Source organism: Mesorhizobium sp. NPDC059054 (assembly GCF_042739215.1).
GTDB lineage: Bacteria > Pseudomonadota > Alphaproteobacteria > Rhizobiales > Rhizobiaceae > Mesorhizobium.
Map to the genome: position 1 here is coordinate 210,448 of NZ_JBHYHV010000003.1, position 15,067 is coordinate 225,514.

The 15,067-nt window shown below is 62.8% G+C and carries 15 protein-coding genes; 3 read left to right on the plus strand and 12 right to left on the minus strand.

Going from position 1 to position 15,067, the window contains the following annotated elements; translation table 11 throughout:
• Positions 1-270 precede the first annotated feature (270 nt).
• The 3 genes from ACFWXH_RS14440 to ACFWXH_RS14450 are packed head-to-tail and all read right to left on the minus strand — an operon-like array spanning position 271 to position 4,134.
• A complete protein-coding gene (locus tag ACFWXH_RS14440) occupies positions 271-1,239 on the minus strand; it encodes a substrate-binding domain-containing protein (protein ID WP_379121308.1) in 969 nt (322 codons plus the stop codon).
• On the minus strand, positions 1,226-2,548 hold the full coding sequence (locus ACFWXH_RS14445) for an ABC transporter permease (RefSeq protein ID WP_379121310.1): 1,323 nt from the start codon (positions 2,546-2,548) through the stop codon (positions 1,226-1,228). Before ACFWXH_RS14445 ends, ACFWXH_RS14440 begins: the two co-directional genes overlap by 14 nt.
• On the minus strand, positions 2,545-4,134 hold the full coding sequence (locus tag ACFWXH_RS14450; RefSeq protein WP_379121313.1) for a sugar ABC transporter ATP-binding protein: 1,590 nt from the start codon (positions 4,132-4,134) through the stop codon (positions 2,545-2,547). Before ACFWXH_RS14450 ends, ACFWXH_RS14445 begins: the two co-directional genes overlap by 4 nt.
• A 219-nt stretch (positions 4,135-4,353) precedes the next feature.
• On the opposite strand from ACFWXH_RS14450, the gene ACFWXH_RS14455 reads away from it, so the two are divergent.
• Complete coding sequence (locus tag ACFWXH_RS14455) at positions 4,354-5,379, plus strand: LacI family DNA-binding transcriptional regulator (protein ID WP_379122213.1); 1,026 nt, start codon at positions 4,354-4,356, stop codon at positions 5,377-5,379.
• Here ACFWXH_RS14455 and ACFWXH_RS14460 read toward each other — a convergent pair whose 3' ends face one another.
• Positions 5,380-6,030, minus strand: coding sequence for a VOC family protein (locus ACFWXH_RS14460; RefSeq protein ID WP_379121315.1), 651 nt, complete (start codon positions 6,028-6,030; stop codon positions 5,380-5,382).
• A gap of 114 nt (positions 6,031-6,144) precedes the next feature.
• Entirely contained in the window at positions 6,145-6,723 is a 579-nt protein-coding gene (locus tag ACFWXH_RS14465) for a DUF1349 domain-containing protein (protein WP_054312350.1), read from the minus strand.
• A gap of 239 nt (positions 6,724-6,962) precedes the next feature.
• On the opposite strand from ACFWXH_RS14465, the gene ACFWXH_RS14470 reads away from it, so the two are divergent.
• Positions 6,963-7,472 carry a hypothetical protein gene (locus tag ACFWXH_RS14470; RefSeq protein WP_054312351.1) on the plus strand — a complete coding sequence of 170 codons (510 nt, stop codon included), beginning with the start codon at positions 6,963-6,965 and terminating at the stop codon, positions 7,470-7,472.
• On the plus strand, positions 7,472-8,704 hold the full coding sequence (locus tag ACFWXH_RS14475) for an HlyD family secretion protein (protein ID WP_379121318.1): 1,233 nt from the start codon (positions 7,472-7,474) through the stop codon (positions 8,702-8,704). Before ACFWXH_RS14470 ends, ACFWXH_RS14475 begins: the two co-directional genes overlap by 1 nt.
• A gap of 69 nt (positions 8,705-8,773) precedes the next feature.
• Here ACFWXH_RS14475 and ACFWXH_RS14480 read toward each other — a convergent pair whose 3' ends face one another.
• From ACFWXH_RS14480 to cyoB, 7 genes are all read right to left on the minus strand, one after another.
• Positions 8,774-9,109: a hypothetical protein gene (locus ACFWXH_RS14480; RefSeq protein WP_054312353.1), complete on the minus strand. Its 336-nt coding sequence runs from the start codon at positions 9,107-9,109 to the stop codon at positions 8,774-8,776.
• Positions 9,110-9,276: 167 nt separating this feature from the next.
• Positions 9,277-9,810 (minus strand): response regulator transcription factor, encoded by a 534-nt coding sequence (locus ACFWXH_RS14485; RefSeq protein WP_379122215.1) that lies wholly within the window; start codon positions 9,808-9,810, stop codon positions 9,277-9,279.
• A gap of 103 nt (positions 9,811-9,913) precedes the next feature.
• Positions 9,914-11,239, minus strand: coding sequence for an ATP-binding protein (locus ACFWXH_RS14490; protein WP_379121320.1), 1,326 nt, complete (start codon positions 11,237-11,239; stop codon positions 9,914-9,916).
• Positions 11,236-12,039 carry an SURF1 family protein gene (locus ACFWXH_RS14495; protein WP_379121323.1) on the minus strand — a complete coding sequence of 268 codons (804 nt, stop codon included), beginning with the start codon at positions 12,037-12,039 and terminating at the stop codon, positions 11,236-11,238. The genes ACFWXH_RS14490 and ACFWXH_RS14495 overlap by 4 nt, the downstream gene beginning before the upstream one ends.
• Positions 12,036-12,434, minus strand: coding sequence for a cytochrome o ubiquinol oxidase subunit IV (gene cyoD / locus ACFWXH_RS14500; RefSeq protein ID WP_379121326.1), 399 nt, complete (start codon positions 12,432-12,434; stop codon positions 12,036-12,038). The genes ACFWXH_RS14495 and cyoD overlap by 4 nt, the downstream gene beginning before the upstream one ends.
• The gene (gene cyoC / locus ACFWXH_RS14505; RefSeq protein ID WP_054312355.1) at positions 12,431-13,063 is read right to left on the minus strand and encodes a cytochrome o ubiquinol oxidase subunit III; all 633 of its coding nucleotides are present in this window, start codon (positions 13,061-13,063) and stop codon (positions 12,431-12,433) included. The genes cyoD and cyoC overlap by 4 nt, the downstream gene beginning before the upstream one ends.
• The gene (gene cyoB / locus ACFWXH_RS14510) at positions 13,060-15,066 is read right to left on the minus strand and encodes a cytochrome o ubiquinol oxidase subunit I (protein ID WP_379121329.1); all 2,007 of its coding nucleotides are present in this window, start codon (positions 15,064-15,066) and stop codon (positions 13,060-13,062) included. The genes cyoC and cyoB overlap by 4 nt, the downstream gene beginning before the upstream one ends.
• Position 15,067 lies beyond the last annotated feature (1 nt).

Sequence of the window (15,067 nt, forward strand, 5' to 3'; positions counted from 1 at the left end):
GTCTGAGGGACGTTTCGGCCAATCTCCAACGTTGCGGACACCAATGCTGATGCGCACCAGCGTTCGCAATTTGCGCGAGGCATAGAAACTCCGTCATCCTCGACCTCGTAGGGAGCGCAGCGACCGAAGAGTGTCGGGGATCCATTCCGGAACGCTGGAGGAAGTCGGCTTCAGCAGGCGCGAACTCAGCCGAATGACCGCGAAACAGGCTGAAACACAACAGCGGCCGGCAATCATCTGCCGGCCGCTGTTGTCCGATGTCGCCCCTGATTACAGGCCGTTGTCCTTCAATATCTGCGGCGCGTTTTCCTTGGTGATCTTCAAGGTGGGCAGGATGACGGTCTTTTCGACCTTCTCGCCGCCCAAGAACTTCAGGGCCTGGCGCAGGCCTTCGGCGCCCGGTGTGGCGTAGAGGAAGGTCGCCGTCAGCTCGCCCTTGTTGACGAGTTGCACGCCTTCATTGGGCAGGGCGTCGATGCCGACGAACTTGATGTCCTTTTCACGGCCGACATCCTTGGCGGCGAGATAGGCGCCGTAAGCCATCGGATCGTTGTGGCCGTAGACCAGGTCGATCTTCTCGTTGTTGCGCAAGGCGGTCGCCATGATGTTGTAGGCCTGGTCCTGCTTCCAGTCGCCCGACTGCTTGTCGAGCAGGTATTTGATGCCCGGCTCCTTGTCGGTGAATTCATGGAAGCCGTCATGGCGGTCATGCGCGGGCTCGGTGCCCATGCCGCCCCAGATCTCGACGACATTGCCGGTGGCCTTGCCCTTGCCGCCGAGAAGCTCGACGGCGTATTCGCCCGCCGCGCGGCCGATCAGCTTATTGTCGCCGCCGACGAATTGCGTGAAATCCTTGGTCTCGACATTGCGGTCGAGCACGAAGACCGGGATCTTGGCCTCGATCGCCTTCTGCACGACGCCGGTGAGGCCTGCCGATTCCTTCGGCGAGATCAGCAGCGCGTCGACCTGCTGGCGGATCAGGTTCTCGACATCGGCGACCTGCTTCTCTGTCTTGTCCTCGCCGTCGGTGATGATGAGATTGACGTTCGGATGCTTGGCGGCTTCGGCAAGGATGTCCTTGTTGAACTGCGCGCGCCAGGGTTCGATGGTGGTGACCTGGCTGAAGCCGATGGTCCATTTCTTGTCTTCGGCGAAGGCCTTCTGACCCGGCATCAGCACTGTGGTTGCGGCAAGCACTGTCGTCAGGGCTGCCAGCCCCAGGAATTCACGGCGTTTCATTTGCGTTTCCTCCGATTGTTCGAGACTGCGTCTCTTTTGTCGTCCGCTCCTCCGCGGGCGTTGGCGTGTGCGCCGATCGCTTTCGCGAAAGTCGCAAATGGGAAAAGAGGTCGGTGGCGTTGCGCTCCTGCACGAGCACGGTGCCGATGATGATCAGGCCTTTGAGCACCAGCTGCAGGTTCGAATTGATGTTGTGCAGCTGCAGGATGTTGGAGAGCAGCCCGAAGATCAGCACGCCGCAGAATGTGCCGGCGAGGCTGCCGCGGCCGCCCATCAGGCTGGTGCCGCCGATGACCACGGCGGCGATGGCGTCCAGCTCCAGCCCGGCACCGGCGTCCGGCTTGCCCTGGCGGTATTGCGCCACATAGAGCACGGCGGCGATGCCGGCGAGCAAGCCCGACATGGCATAGGTCGCGATTTTGACGCGGCCGGCGGCGATGCCGGATAGCCTCGCCGCCTCCTCATTGCCGCCGATGGCATAGACGTAGCGGCCAAAGGGCGTGAAGCGCAGCACGGCACCGTAGATGATGATGGCGCCGAGGAAGAACAGTCCAGGCATCGGGATGATGCCGAAGGCGAGCGAGCGCAGGACCTCGAACTCCTCCGTCGCGTTGGACCCGGTATAGACCGGCAGCACGGCATTGTTCTGCCCGGCGGTCAGGCGCGCGATGCCGAGCGCCGTCACCATCATGGCCAGTGTGACGATGAAGGGCTGCAGCCGGCCCGCGACGATGATGACGCCGTTCAAGGCACCGAACAGCAGGCCGACGCAAGGCGCCACGATCAGCACGCCGAGCACGCCGAATTTCGAGCCGACCTGCGGCAGCAGGAACCACAGCGCCAGGGCGCAGAGGATGACACCGACGACGGCGGGCACGGCCACGCCGCGCACCGGATCGAGCTGGGCGGCGCGATGCGGCGCGCCGGCAGCCGACTTGGCGAGGTTGGTGAACAGGAATCGGGTGACGGTCACGCCGATGAACAGCGCGACAAAGCCCACCGCGGGGACGCCCATGACGGCGGCAGGCGTGGCGCCGGGCATCGTCAAAAGCATCGCCGTCACAACCGTGCAGATCGCCATCAGCGAGCCGACCGAAAGATCGATGCCGCCGGTGATGATGACCGCCGTCATGCCGGTGGCGATGAGGCCGGTGGTGGACACCTGGCGCAGCACGTCGAGCAGGTTGCCATAGGACAAAAAGATGTTGCTGCCCTTGGAGGTGACCGGCGACGAGAACACGCCGATCAGGAAGATGGCGATCAGCCCCCAGTAAAGCTTGGTGCGCGACACGAGCCTCAGCGCGTTCATGCCGCCGTCCGTCCGTTGGCATGCCGAGGTGCTGCCAGTTGCATGATGCGTTCCTCGCTGGCTTGGTTGCGGGGGAGAATGCCGGTCTGGCGGCCTTCGGCCATCACCAGGATGCGATCCGACAGATGCAGGAGCTCCGGCATCTCCGAACTCACCACGATGATGGCCAGGCCCTCGTCGGCCAGCTTGAAGACGAGATCATAGATCTCGCGCTTGGCGCCGATGTCGATGCCGCGCGTCGGTTCATCGAGCAGCAGCACGCGCGGTTTGGTGGCCAGCCACTTGCCGATCACCACCTTCTGCTGGTTGCCGCCGGACAAGGTGTTGGCGATCTGGTCGATGCCGCTGCAGCGGATGCCCAGCGCCTTGACCGCCTCATTGGCAAGGGCCTTTTCAGCGGAGACCGAGCGCAGGCCGAAACGCGACAGCGCGCTGACCAGCGGCAGCGCGACATTGTCGACGATCGAGGCCTTGAGATAGAGGCCTTCCGCCTTGCGGTCCTCGGTGACCAGCGCAATGCCGAGATGGCGGGCATCGCGCGGCGAATGGATCGCCACCGGTTTCCCGTCCAGCCGGATGTCGCCGTCGACGCGCCCTTGAGCGCTGCCGAAGATCGATTGCAGGATCTCGGTGCGGCCGGAACCGAGCAGGCCGCCGATGCCCAGAATCTCGCCGCGGCCGAGGTCGAAGCTGACGCCGGAGATCACCTGCCGCCAGCCACTTCGATCGGCCCTGTCGAAGGAAAGATCGCGCACCGTCAGGATCGGCGTGTCGTAATGGGCGGCGCGCATCGCCGTGGACGCGTCGAGCAAGGTGCGCCCAACCATGGCTGCAATCAGCCTGTCTTCGTTCAGCTCGCTCATCGCGCGGGTCAGCACGTGGCGTCCGTCGCGGAAGACCGTGGTGCGATCGACAAGGTGCATGACCTCGTCGATGCGGTGCGAGATGTAGACGATGGCGACGCCCTGCGCGGCCAGCTGGCGCATGATGCGGAAAAGCCGCTGGCATTCCGCCGGCGAGAGCGCCGAAGTCGGTTCGTCCATGATCAGGATGCGCGCATTCTTCGACAGCGCCTTGGCGATCTCGACCAGTTGCTGTTCGCCGACACGCAGGCCACCGACACGCGCCTCCGGATCGAGGTCGATGCCCAGCGACGTGAGCAGAGTGCGTGATGCGGCAAGGCTTGCCCTGCGGTCGACGATCAGGCCGGCGATCCGCTTTTCGCGACCTAGGAAGATGTTCTCGGCCACGGTGAGTTCGGGCACGAGGTTCAATTCCTGATGGATGATGGCGATGCCGGCATCCTCGGCGTCGCGCACGCCGGAGAATCGCACCGGCTCACCGGCAACGGAGATGGTTCCGTCGTAATCGGTGTAGACGCCGGAAACGATCTTCATCAGCGTCGACTTGCCGGCGCCGTTCTCACCCATCAATGCGTGGATTTCGCCGCGCCTGAGATCGAAGTTGACGTCGCTCAGCGCCACGACGCCGCCGAACGCCTTCGAGACGTTGCTTGCGGCAAGCACGGGCTGCCCCGAGGATGAGGCGCCATGATCCGGCGCAGACGGAATTTCGCGGTCGGCCATGACAGGAACGGCCTCCCTACCGTGCTGCCAGTCATGCAAAAAGCTAATCTAAACGTTTCGAATTAGTCAAGATTGGAGTTGATGGATCGAGGCGATGTTTTTTTGATTCTTGCTAAAAACAGGAGAATTCCATAGGTATTGACAATTGATGCGCTTCAAAACGTTTCGAAAATGACCGATCCGAGTGCCAGAAAATCCCGAAAGAGCGGCGCGCCCACCATGCTGCATGTGGCCGAGGCCGCGCGTGTTTCGGTGGCGACGGTCTCGGCCTATATCAATGGAACCACCACGGTGAGCCGGGAACTTTCCGGCCGCATCGAACAGGCGATCCGCGAGATCGGCTACAAGCGCAACGCCATCGCGCGCAGCCTCAAGATCGGCACCACCCGCACCATCGGGCTGACGGTGCCGCACATCACCAATCCCTTTTTCACCGACGTCGTCTCCGTCATCCAGCAGGCCTTCGACCGCGCCGGCTATGCGGTGATGCTGTGCTGTACCGACGAGGACCTGAACAACCAGGATGAGCAGATCCGGCTGCTGCTCGACCGCATGGTCGACGGCCTGATCATCGCCCGCGTCGGCGACGGCGCCTACCTGAAAGAGACGGTCGAACGCGCCAATGTGCCGGTGGTGCTGCTCGACCGCGAGGTCGACGACGTCGACAGCGACAGGGTGGTGCTCGACAACCATCAGGCCGTCCTCGACGCGATCACCTATCTTCTCGATCTCGGCCACAGGCGCATCGGCTACATCACCGGCGCCTTCAACATCACGCCGATGCGCGACCGCATGACGGGGTATCATGAGGCGTTGCTCAACGCGGGGCTCGCCTTCGACCAGAGCCTGGTGCGCTCCGGCGACCTGCATGAGGCCGACGGCTATACCGCCGCCATGCAGCTGCTTTCGCTGCATGACCGCCCGACCGCGATCTTCTCCGCCAACAATCCGATGGTGGTCGGCGCCATGAAGGCGATCCGCGACCTCGGCCTATCCTGCCCGGAGGACGTCTCCGTCATCTGCTTCGACGATTTCCCCTGGGCCGACGTCTTCAACCCGCAGCTGACCACGATCGCGCAGCCGGTGCAGGCGATCGGCGAACAGACCGCCAGCTTGCTGCTCGACCGCCTGAACGGCAATCGCGAAGCGCCGTCGCGCCGGCTGGTGCTGAAAGGCCGGCTGATGGTGCGCAACTCCTGCCGGCCGCTGCAGGCGGGGGCCAATACAACCGCTTCGGTGGCATGATCAGTCGCCGGGTCCCGCGAACAGGATGAGATTGCCATCGGGATCGAGCACGATGAAGTCCCGAGATCCCCAGGGTTCTTTCCTCAAGTCCTGGTGGAAACTCACCCCCGCCGCCTGGAACTCCAGGAAGAGCTGCTTGATCTCCGCCGCCGTATCGACGGTGATCGAAGCCGACAAAAGATGTTCACGCTGGCGGATGTCTCCCACAAAGACCGGCTCGCACACGAGACGCAAACAAAGCTGCGCACGATCGCGTTTGACGGCGCCGTAAAATGGTGGATCGCCATAGACAAAGTCGACTTCAAAGCCGAGCTTGGACGTGAAGAATTTGCATGATCCCTCCACGTCTGCGACGTAAAGGAGAGCCGCCGTCCCGCTGAGGAACGGGGCCGTCATTGCCGGTTTGAGTTGGGTGCTCATGGCTGGGATTCCTGCCTTAAGCGCCTGCCATCCGTCGAAGCCCTGCTTACGGGCAACAAGCTCCTGCGCATCGCTGAGCTTGAATTCCGCCTCCAGCACCTGAGCATCGTCGGCAAGATGCTGGAAACGAGGTAGCACAGCCTTGATCTCGGCAGCGACTGGATAGTACCGCTCGCGATGCCAGCGTAAATACCGCTTGGCCTGTTTCTTGAGGTTTTCGAGGTTCGGCATGGGCGCAGCTACGGTTCATGTATCGTAGGTGGGCATTGCCCTTTCAGCCTCAGCCGATGCGCCCTACTGCAACGGTTACATGATGGCTGCGTGGTTGCTGGATTGTCAACGGGACTAGTCCGCCGCATGCAGATCGCGCGGGATCGCTTCACCGACTGCAAACCCTGAGAACGACACGTCAAAGCCCGGCCCTTGCGGCGAGCAGGCCATGACGCCGATATGCGCCTCGGCCGCCGGGAACGGGCAAAGTCGCGCCATCTGCCAGGCCATGTCGCCGACCGCATATTGCACGCGCACGGCATCGTCATGCCGGGTCAGCCGGACACGGACCGGATCGGCCGGCCTCGCGGAAGGCAACGGGATTACCGACCAGTCCGAAACGCCACGCGTGACGACGACCGAAAAATGCATCATCCCGTCGGTGTATTCGATGCCGGCCTTGATCCAGTGCTGCTCGTCCAGACGCAGGAAAAGACCGGCCTGGTCATAGAGATCGGCATAGGCCCCGAGCACCGTCGCTTCCGCCGAGAAATCCCCGGCGACAGGGCAGGTGTAGGCATGGCCGCTGTCGCGGATGAAACCGTAGAAGGTCTCGCGCCAGAAATCCGTATCCGGCTCGGTCCTGAGCTTCAGCGCGGCTGCATCGCCGGACCATGATTTTGGCTCGTTGAGCCAGGAAAACTGCGCTGCCAAAAGACCGTCACCTCCGCGAATATCCCGGCGTTTAGTGTGACCACGCGCCGGGCTTTGTCAAAGTGCTCCAACGTAACCCCCGCACTTCGCTTTCACGATAGACGATGCAAGGATTGGGGTGTAACTGTCGGCTTGTTTCGGTTGGTCGATCGCTGGGCGGATCTCCTGGTTTGGGAGTGCGAAACGACCACACCTCGCGATGCTGTGCGGTTTGCATGGTGTCTTGCCAAAGGATCAAAATGGACGCCCCCGAAGTTTCTGCCCATCCGCTTGCGATCGATCATCTGCCGTCGTTTATCACTGCTCCCGGGCAGACGGACGTATTGTTCAACTTCGTGATCGTCTTCATGGTGGTCGCCGTCCTGGCGACCGGTGTGCTGTACATGCGGCTGCACGCATTGCCGGAACACCTGGCGCACCGCACCCAGAAAGTTCAGCTCGAGATCGTCGCGGTTCTGGCGCTGATCGCCTTGTTCACACACAGCAGGCTTTTCTGGATTGCGGCACTGCTGCTTGCAATGATCGACCTGCCGGATTTCCTGTCGCCGCTGCGCTCCATGTCGGCTTCGCTGCGCAGGATGGCCCGAGGGCCTGTGTCTCCTTCCGAGCCCCATGCAGCTCCAGCCGAGACGATAGCGTCAGAGGTGCCCTTCAAGGCTGAAGTTGCCGCCGAACCCACGCTTCCCGAGAGGACCACCGAACCGCCAGCGCCGCCAAAGGATGCAGCCCCACGCGAGGGAGCAAACTGATGTTTGAAACGCTGCTCTGTTCCCTGATCACCATCCTTCCCGACTATCTTTACCGGCGCTACGGCCAGGGTAAGCGGATCGGCAAGGAAATCACGCTCTATTCGGTTTGGTTCGAGCTGCGCTGGGGCATCACCGCCTGCCTGCTGCTTACGGTTTCGCTGATCACCACGATCTTCTATTTCCATCCCTCGACGACGAATGTGACCGCTGCTTATCGTACGGTGGCGGTTATCCCGGAGATCGTCGGCAGGGTTGAGGAGGTCTACGTCCAGCCCTATCAGAAAGTGAAGGCGGGCGACCGTCTGTTCCGCCTGGACAGCAGCAAGCAGCAGGCCACGCTTGAGACTGCGCGCAAACGCATTGCCGAGGTCGACGCGCAGACTGTTGTCGCAAAATCCGAGCTGGTGACGGCGGATGCGCAGATCAGGCAGGTCGAGACCGCGCTTGGCCAGGCGAAGGACGACCTGAATACCCAGCTCGACTTGCAGCGACGCAATCCCGGCGGCGTCGCCCGCCGCGAGATCGACCGTCTGCAGAGCGTTGTCTCAGGTCGGGAAAGCGAGCTTGCGGCGGTTGCCGCACAGAAGCAGACACTGGAAACACGCATCGCGACTTTGCTGCCTGCGGAAAAGTCGAGCGCAGAGGCGCAGGCTGCCGAGGCGCAGAATGCCATCGACAAGACGCTTGTGAAGGCTGGCATCGATGGCACGCTGCAACAGTTCACACTGCGTGTCGGGGAGGTCGTCAACCCGCTGCTGCGTCCGGCGGGCGTGCTGGTGCCGGAGGACGCCGGACGCGAGCGCCTGATCGCCGGCTTCGGCCAGATCGAAACGCAGGTGCTGAAAGTGGGCATGATCTCTGAAGTCACTTGCATCGCGAGACCCTTCACCATCATTCCCATGGTCGTAACCGAGGTGCAGACTGTGATCGCCGGCGGCCAGGTGCGGGCCAGCGACCAGTTGATCGACACGCAGCAGCTCATGACGCCCGGCACCGTCACCGCGGTCCTCGAGCCGCTCTATCCCGGCCAGTACGGTAATATTTTGCCCGGCAGCAATTGCATCGCCAACGTCTACACGTCCAATCATGACGAGCTCGCTTCGGGCAAGGCCGGCACCCTGAGAGGACTTTTCCTCCATGCCGTCGATGCAACGGCAATGGTGCATGCCATGATCCTGCGCATGCAGGCCGTCATGGCGCCGGTGCGGACGCTCGTCCTCTCGGGTCATTGAATCTGCGGACGTAGCTGTCCCCGACCAGCCGAGGGAACCGCTATGGTTTCCTCGTCAGACTTCACGCATTCAAACAACCAAGGCTACGGCCAGGCCTGAAAAAGCCAGCAGGAACCCGCAGATGTAGATGCGGAACGTGGTCTGATACCGGGCCGCTGCATCCGCGTGGATACGATTGTTGAGCATCCGGAAAAGCACGATCGTGAAGAGTACGGCACTGCCGAACAGCGTCAGTGCGATGATGAAATCGGAAGCGCTATACAGTGCGGGAGACGACGCGTCGGCCTGTGAGGCCCAATTGGCCAGGAACGCCAGCAGGAAGCCGAGGACGATGCCGACGGACGTGACCATCGGCTGTCGATAACCGGCAATCTCACTCTCGAATTCCCTTTTGTCGTCGTCCATTGGGTCACCTCCGCCAGCGGCTTCACGGACCGGGCCGTGCTCACAACAGCCTACACGGATAGCCAATCAATTCCAGAAGCAGACGATGGAGCTTGTCCCTTGGCACGGCAGCCAGGGGACAGCGTTACGCTCTCGGCGGCGTGGGCAACCCGGTAGACGCTGCCGGCTCATTTCACCGGCCGCTTCTCCAGCTTCCTTGCCAAAGTGCGGCGGTGCATGCCGAGCCGCCGCGCCGTTTCCGAGATGTTGAAATCGGTGTCGACCAGCGTTTCGTGGATGCGTTCCCATTCCAGGTTCTTGATCGAGGTCGGGCGCTGCGAGAGCGGCACGTCGACGTCGCCTTCCGCCTTGCCGAAGGCGGCTTCGATGTCGTCGGTGTTGGCCGGCTTGGCGAGATAGTGGCTGGCGCCGAGCTTGATCGCCTCGACGGCCGTCGCGATGCTGGCGAAGCCGGTGAGCACGACGATGCGGATCGACGGGTCACGGGCGCTCAGCGCCTTGACGCATTCGAGGCCTGAGCCCGTGCCGAGTTTCAGGTCCACCACCGCAAAGGCCGGCGTGTCATGTTCGAGAAAGTCCGTGAGAGCCGGCACGCTGTCGCAGACATGAACATCGTAACCGCGTTTCTCGAACGAGCGCGCCAGCGTGCGCGCAAAGGCGGCATCGTCTTCGACGATCACGAGCGAACGATCAGGCACCATCTTCATCTCCTGGATCAGGACGGTGTTCGGTTGAACCGTCATCCTGATCTCATTCTTTGCTGGAGCATGATCTTGTCCAAAAACCGGTTCCCACTTTTTGGGATCATGCTCTGAGGGCATCGAGAGGCAGCGTCAGCGTCACGCAGGCGCCACGGCCGGTGTTGCGCGCGGTGACGGTTCCGCCGAGCTTCCTGATCACGTTGACGACCAGGAACAGTCCGAGCCCTCCACCCTCGCGTCCCTTGCTCGACATATAGGGCTTTCCGAGTGCGGCGAGTATCTCCTTGTCGAAACCCTTGCCACGATCGCGAACCATCAGCACCAAATCCTGCGCCTGTCGCTTGACGGTGATGCCGACCCAGTCCGGGGATGCCTCCAGCGCATTGTCCAGCACGTTGAAGATGACCTGCTGGAGCGCCGCGTCCGAGACGATCGGTTCGTCCGGATCGAAATCGTTGACGTAGTCGAGCAGCGCCGGCGAGCTGTGATCGCGCCACTCGGTGACCACCCCGTCGAGAAAGGTGCGCACCGTCGTATGGACGCTGCCTTCGCCGCGGGCCTCGCCGGACGACATCAATATGCCGGAGACGATACGCTTGCAGCGGTCGAGCTGCGCCTGCATCTCGCCGACATCCTCGAGCAGCTCCGGATTGCGCGTGATGGCGTCGGAACGGCGCCAGTCGCCAAGCAGCACGGAGATGGTGGCGAGCGGCGTGCCGAGCTCATGCGCGGCGCCTGAGGCGAGAAGGCCCATGCGCACGATATGATCCTCCTCGGCCGACTGCTGGCGTAGGTCCGCCAGATAGGCATCCCGTTCGCGCAGGTTGCGGTTGATACGCGTCATGAACAGCACGATCAGCCCGGCCGCCAGCACGAAACAGACGAACATGCCGCGGATGTGCAGGTCGAAGAGATTGCCGCCGTGATGCGACATCTCGATCGGCAGGAACGCCATCGTCAGAAACACGAAACAGAGGGAGGCGGCGGCGACGAGCATCCAGGTCGACCAGGGCGCCAGCAGAACGGCGCCGAGCGTGATCTGCAGCAGGTAAAGCGAGACGAAGGGGTTGGACGCGCCACCGCTGAGATAAAGCTGCGCCGTCAGCGCGGTCATGTCGAGCAGCAGCGACACGAACAGAACGGCATTGGACACCGGCCTGGCGATGCGCAGGAACCAGAGACTCGCCAGGTTGAGGCCGACCAGCGAAAGCACGACGGCAGCCATCTGTGCCAGCGGCAGCGTGATGCCGAACCCCCATTCTATCGCCGCGATCGTGATCACCTGCCCGGCGACCGCGAGCCAGCGCAGTTGGATCAGCAGAAGAAGATTCTTCCTGTTGGTGGCGTCCGGATTGAAAATGATCTCTCTCCCTCGACCGGGCCCGGTCGAGGCGTGTGTCTTCCAGCGCGGCTGCTGCGTCAAGGTCATCGGTGCTTCCAGCCCCCGGCGCTTTGCCGGTGGCGAAACAGGACAAATCCCAGTGCGGCCGAGAGCATGGCGGCAAGGCCGAACCAGGTCAGCGCATAGACGAGATGACTGTTGCGGAAGGAGACGACCGTCAGGCCACCGCGCGGCGAGGCTGCGTTGTTGGGCAGCGCGTCCGCGTCCACGAAGAAGGGCGCGGCATCGGTCAGGCCGCGCGCAGTGGCGATGGCCGTCACGTCACGCGAATACCAGCGATCGTTGGCCGGGTCGTTTTCGCGCAGGAAGCCGCCGCCCGGCTCGTCGATACGCAACAGGCCGGTGACTGTCGTGGCGCCTTCGATGAGGTCGGGCTGCCGGGTCGCCGGGGCCTTGCGATCGGGCGGCACGAAACCGCGGTTCACCAGGACGACGAAGCCTTCGTCGGTCCTGAATGGCGTAATCACCCAGAAACCGCCGCCGAGGGCTGTCACCGCCTGCACGAACGTCTCGCGGTCGTTGATATAGGAGCCGCTCAGGCGCACCCGCTTGTATTCATGCGTTTGCGCGGTGACGCCGAGCCATTCGGAAGGTCCCGGCACCGCCGTCGCCGGCGCATGGATGCGCTGTTCGACACGGGCGATGAGGTCGAGTTTCCACTCGCGCCGCTCGACCTGCCAGACGCCGAGCCCGACCAGGATGGCGATACAGAACAGCGAAAGCGCGAAGAGCACGAAACGGACGACCGGCGAGCGGCGAGTGCGGCTCTCTCCGCCCGATCCGATGTCTTCTGCGTTGGTTCTCCCTGCGCCCTCGCGGGCGCTCACGGCATCTCGCTCATATCGTGGAGCCCAGGCATCATGTTCGTGTTGAGATGGTACATCACCCACAGCGAGCCGGTCAGCACGATCACCACAAGAATGATGGTGAACATCATCGCCAGCATAGACCAGCCGCCTTCGGACGACGAGTTCATGTGCAGGAAATAGACCATGTGCACCACGATCTGCACGACGGCGAAGACCATGACGACGATGGCGGCGGCCTGCTTGTTCTCGATCGCGCCGGTCATGACCAGCCAGAACGGGATCGCCGTCAGGATGACGGACAGGACGAAGCCGGTCAGGTAGCCCTTCAGCGTGGCGTGCCCATGGCCATCCGCGTGCGCGTGGTGGGCGTCATGCTTGTCGTGGGTGGCGGCGGTATCGTGGTTTGCGCTCATCGCAGCATTCCCATCAGGTAGACGAAGGTGAAGACGCCGATCCAGACCACGTCGAGGAAGTGCCAGAACATCGAGAGGCACATCAGGCGGCGGCGGTTGGCCGCGATCAGGCCACGCTTGCCGACCTGGATCATCAGCGTCACCAGCCAGACGGTGCCGAAGGTGACGTGCAGCCCGTGCGTGCCGACCAGGGTGAAGAAAGCCGACAGGAAGCCGCTGCGCTGCGGGGTGGCGCCCTCGTGGATCATGTGGGCAAATTCATAGAGTTCGATGCCGAGGAAGGCGAGGCCGAAGAGACCCGTCACCGCGAGCCAGGCCTGTGTCGCGGCGACGCGGTTCTTCTCCATCGTCAGCATGGCGAAGCCGTAGGTGATGGAAGACAACAGAAGCATCGTCGTGTTGACCGCCACCAACGACAGGTCGAACAGGTCCTTCGGCGCCGGACCGGCGGCATAGTTGGTGCCGAGCACACCGTAGACGGCAAACAGGATCGCGAAGATGAGGCAGTCGCTCATCAGGTAGATCCAGAAGCCGAGCATGGTGCTGCCGCCCTCGGCGTGGTCGTGCTCGTCCTTCACATAGAAGGTCGGAACGGCCTTTTCGGCGGCCGTCGCCACGACGGCGCTCACGACCTTGCCGCGAGGAGCTCAGTCCTCGCCTCCTCGGTGCGCGTGACTTCCTCGACGGGGATGTGGAAGTCGCGGTGGTAGTTGAAGGTATGGCCGATGGCGGTGGCCAGCAGGGCGACGAAGCCCAGTGCCGCCAGCCACCAGATGTACCAGATAAGGGCGAAGCCGACGACGGTACTGAGGCCGGCCAGGATGACGCCGGTGCCGGTGTTCTTCGGCATGTGGATCGGACGATAGCCGGAGAGCGGCCGGCTGTAGCCGCGCTTCTTCATGTCCCACCAGGCGTCGTTGTCGTGAATTACCGGCGTGAAGGCGAAGTTGTAGGCCGGCGGCGGCGACGAGGTCGACCATTCGAGCGTGCGGCCATCCCAGGGGTCGCCGGTTTCATCGACGAGCTTTTCGCGCCGCATGACGGAGACGAACATCTGGATGAGCATGGCGGCAATGCCGACGGCGATCAGGGCGGCACCCAGACCGGCGATGATGAACCAGATCTGCAGCGACGGATCGTCGAAGACACGCATGCGGCGGGTGACGCCCATCAGGCCGAGGATGTAGAGCGGCATGAAGGCGAGCCAGAAGCCGACCACCCAGCACCAGAACGACACCTTGCCCCAGAACGGGTCGAGCTTGAAGCCGAACGCCTTCGGCCACCAGTAGGCGATGCCGGCGAACAGGCCGAACAGCACGCCGCCGATGATGACATTGTGGAAATGCGCGACAAGGAAGAGGCTGTTGTGCAGCACGAAGTCGGCCGGGGGAACCGCCAGAAGCACGCCCGTCATGCCGCCGACCGTGAAGGTCAGCATGAAGGCCACCGTCCACATCATCGGCAGCTCGAAACGGATGCGGCCGCGATACATGGTGAAGAGCCAGTTGAATATCTTGGCGCCCGTCGGGATCGAGATGATCATCGTGGTGATGCCGAAGAACGAGTTGACGCTGGCGCCCGAGCCCATGGTGAAGAAGTGGTGCAGCCACACCAGATAGGACAGCACGGTGATGACGACCGTGGCGTAGACCATCGAGGTGTAGCCGAAGAGCTTCTTGCCGGAGAAGGTCGATGTCACTTCCGAGAAGACCCCGAACAGCGGCAGGATGAGGATGTAGACCTCCGGGTGACCCCATATCCAGATGAGGTTCACATACATCATCGGATTGCCGCCGAAGTCGTTGGTGAAGAAGTTCGTGCCGACGTAGCGGTCGAGGGAAAGCAGCGCCAGCACCGCCGTCAGCACCGGGAAGGACGCCACGATCAGCACGTTGGTGCAGAGCGAGGTCCAGGTGAAGACGGGCATCTTCATCAGCGACATGCCGGGCGCGCGCATCTTGATGATGGTGCAGATCAGGTTGATGCCCGACAGCGTCGTTCCGACACCGGCGACCTGAAGCCCCCAGATGTAATAGTCGACGCCGACCCAGGGACTGTAGCCGATGTTGGAGAGCGGCGGATAGGCGAGCCAGCCGGTCTGCGCGAACTCGCCGAGGAACAGCGACGCCATCACCAGGACCGCGCCGCCGACCGTCATCCAGAAGCTGAAATTGTTGAGGAAGGGGAACGACACGTCGCGTGCGCCGATCTGCAGCGGCACCACGTAGTTCATCAGCCCGGTGACGAGCGGCATCGCCACGAAGAAGATCATGATGACGCCGTGCGCGGTGAAGATCTGGTCGTAGTGATGGGCGTTGAGATAGCCCTCGGAGCCGTTGAAGGCCATCGCCTGCTGCAGGCGCATCATGACCGCGTCGGCGAAGCCGCGCAGCAGCATGATGAGGCCCAGTACCATGTACATGATGCCGATCTTCTTGTGGTCGACCGAGGTGAACCACTCCCGCCACAGATAGCCCCAGAGGCGGAACCAGGTGAGCGCGGCGAGGACCGCGACGCCGCCGAGCGCCACGACCGCGAAGGTCGCGACGACGATGGGCTCATGCAGCGGGAATGCCTGCCAGGTCAGGCGTCCGAAAAGGAATGTGGTTTCCACCTGTTGGGGAACAGCCATT

What these genes read in the sequence shown, in the direction of transcription:
- ACFWXH_RS14475 (WP_379121318.1), top strand. Translation starts at nt 7,472, where the DNA reads ATGTTTGAAACGCTGCTCTGTTCCCTGATCACCATCCTTCCCGACTAT.
- cyoB (WP_379121329.1), bottom strand. Translation starts at nt 15,066, where the DNA reads ATGGCTGTTCCCCAACAGGTGGAAACCACATTCCTTTTCGGACGCCTG.
- ACFWXH_RS14460 (WP_379121315.1), bottom strand. Translation starts at nt 6,030, where the DNA reads ATGCCGAACCTCGAAAACCTCAAGAAACAGGCCAAGCGGTATTTACGC.
- cyoD (WP_379121326.1), bottom strand. Translation starts at nt 12,434, where the DNA reads ATGAGCGCAAACCACGATACCGCCGCCACCCACGACAAGCATGACGCC.
- ACFWXH_RS14480 (WP_054312353.1), bottom strand. Translation starts at nt 9,109, where the DNA reads ATGGACGACGACAAAAGGGAATTCGAGAGTGAGATTGCCGGTTATCGA.
- ACFWXH_RS14470 (WP_054312351.1), top strand. Translation starts at nt 6,963, where the DNA reads ATGGACGCCCCCGAAGTTTCTGCCCATCCGCTTGCGATCGATCATCTG.
- ACFWXH_RS14485 (WP_379122215.1), bottom strand. Translation starts at nt 9,810, where the DNA reads ATGGTGCCTGATCGTTCGCTCGTGATCGTCGAAGACGATGCCGCCTTT.
- ACFWXH_RS14445 (WP_379121310.1), bottom strand. Translation starts at nt 2,548, where the DNA reads ATGAACGCGCTGAGGCTCGTGTCGCGCACCAAGCTTTACTGGGGGCTG.
- ACFWXH_RS14490 (WP_379121320.1), bottom strand. Translation starts at nt 11,239, where the DNA reads ATGACCTTGACGCAGCAGCCGCGCTGGAAGACACACGCCTCGACCGGG.
- ACFWXH_RS14450 (WP_379121313.1), bottom strand. Translation starts at nt 4,134, where the DNA reads ATGGCCGACCGCGAAATTCCGTCTGCGCCGGATCATGGCGCCTCATCC.
- ACFWXH_RS14455 (WP_379122213.1), top strand. Translation starts at nt 4,354, where the DNA reads ATGCTGCATGTGGCCGAGGCCGCGCGTGTTTCGGTGGCGACGGTCTCG.
- ACFWXH_RS14440 (WP_379121308.1), bottom strand. Translation starts at nt 1,239, where the DNA reads ATGAAACGCCGTGAATTCCTGGGGCTGGCAGCCCTGACGACAGTGCTT.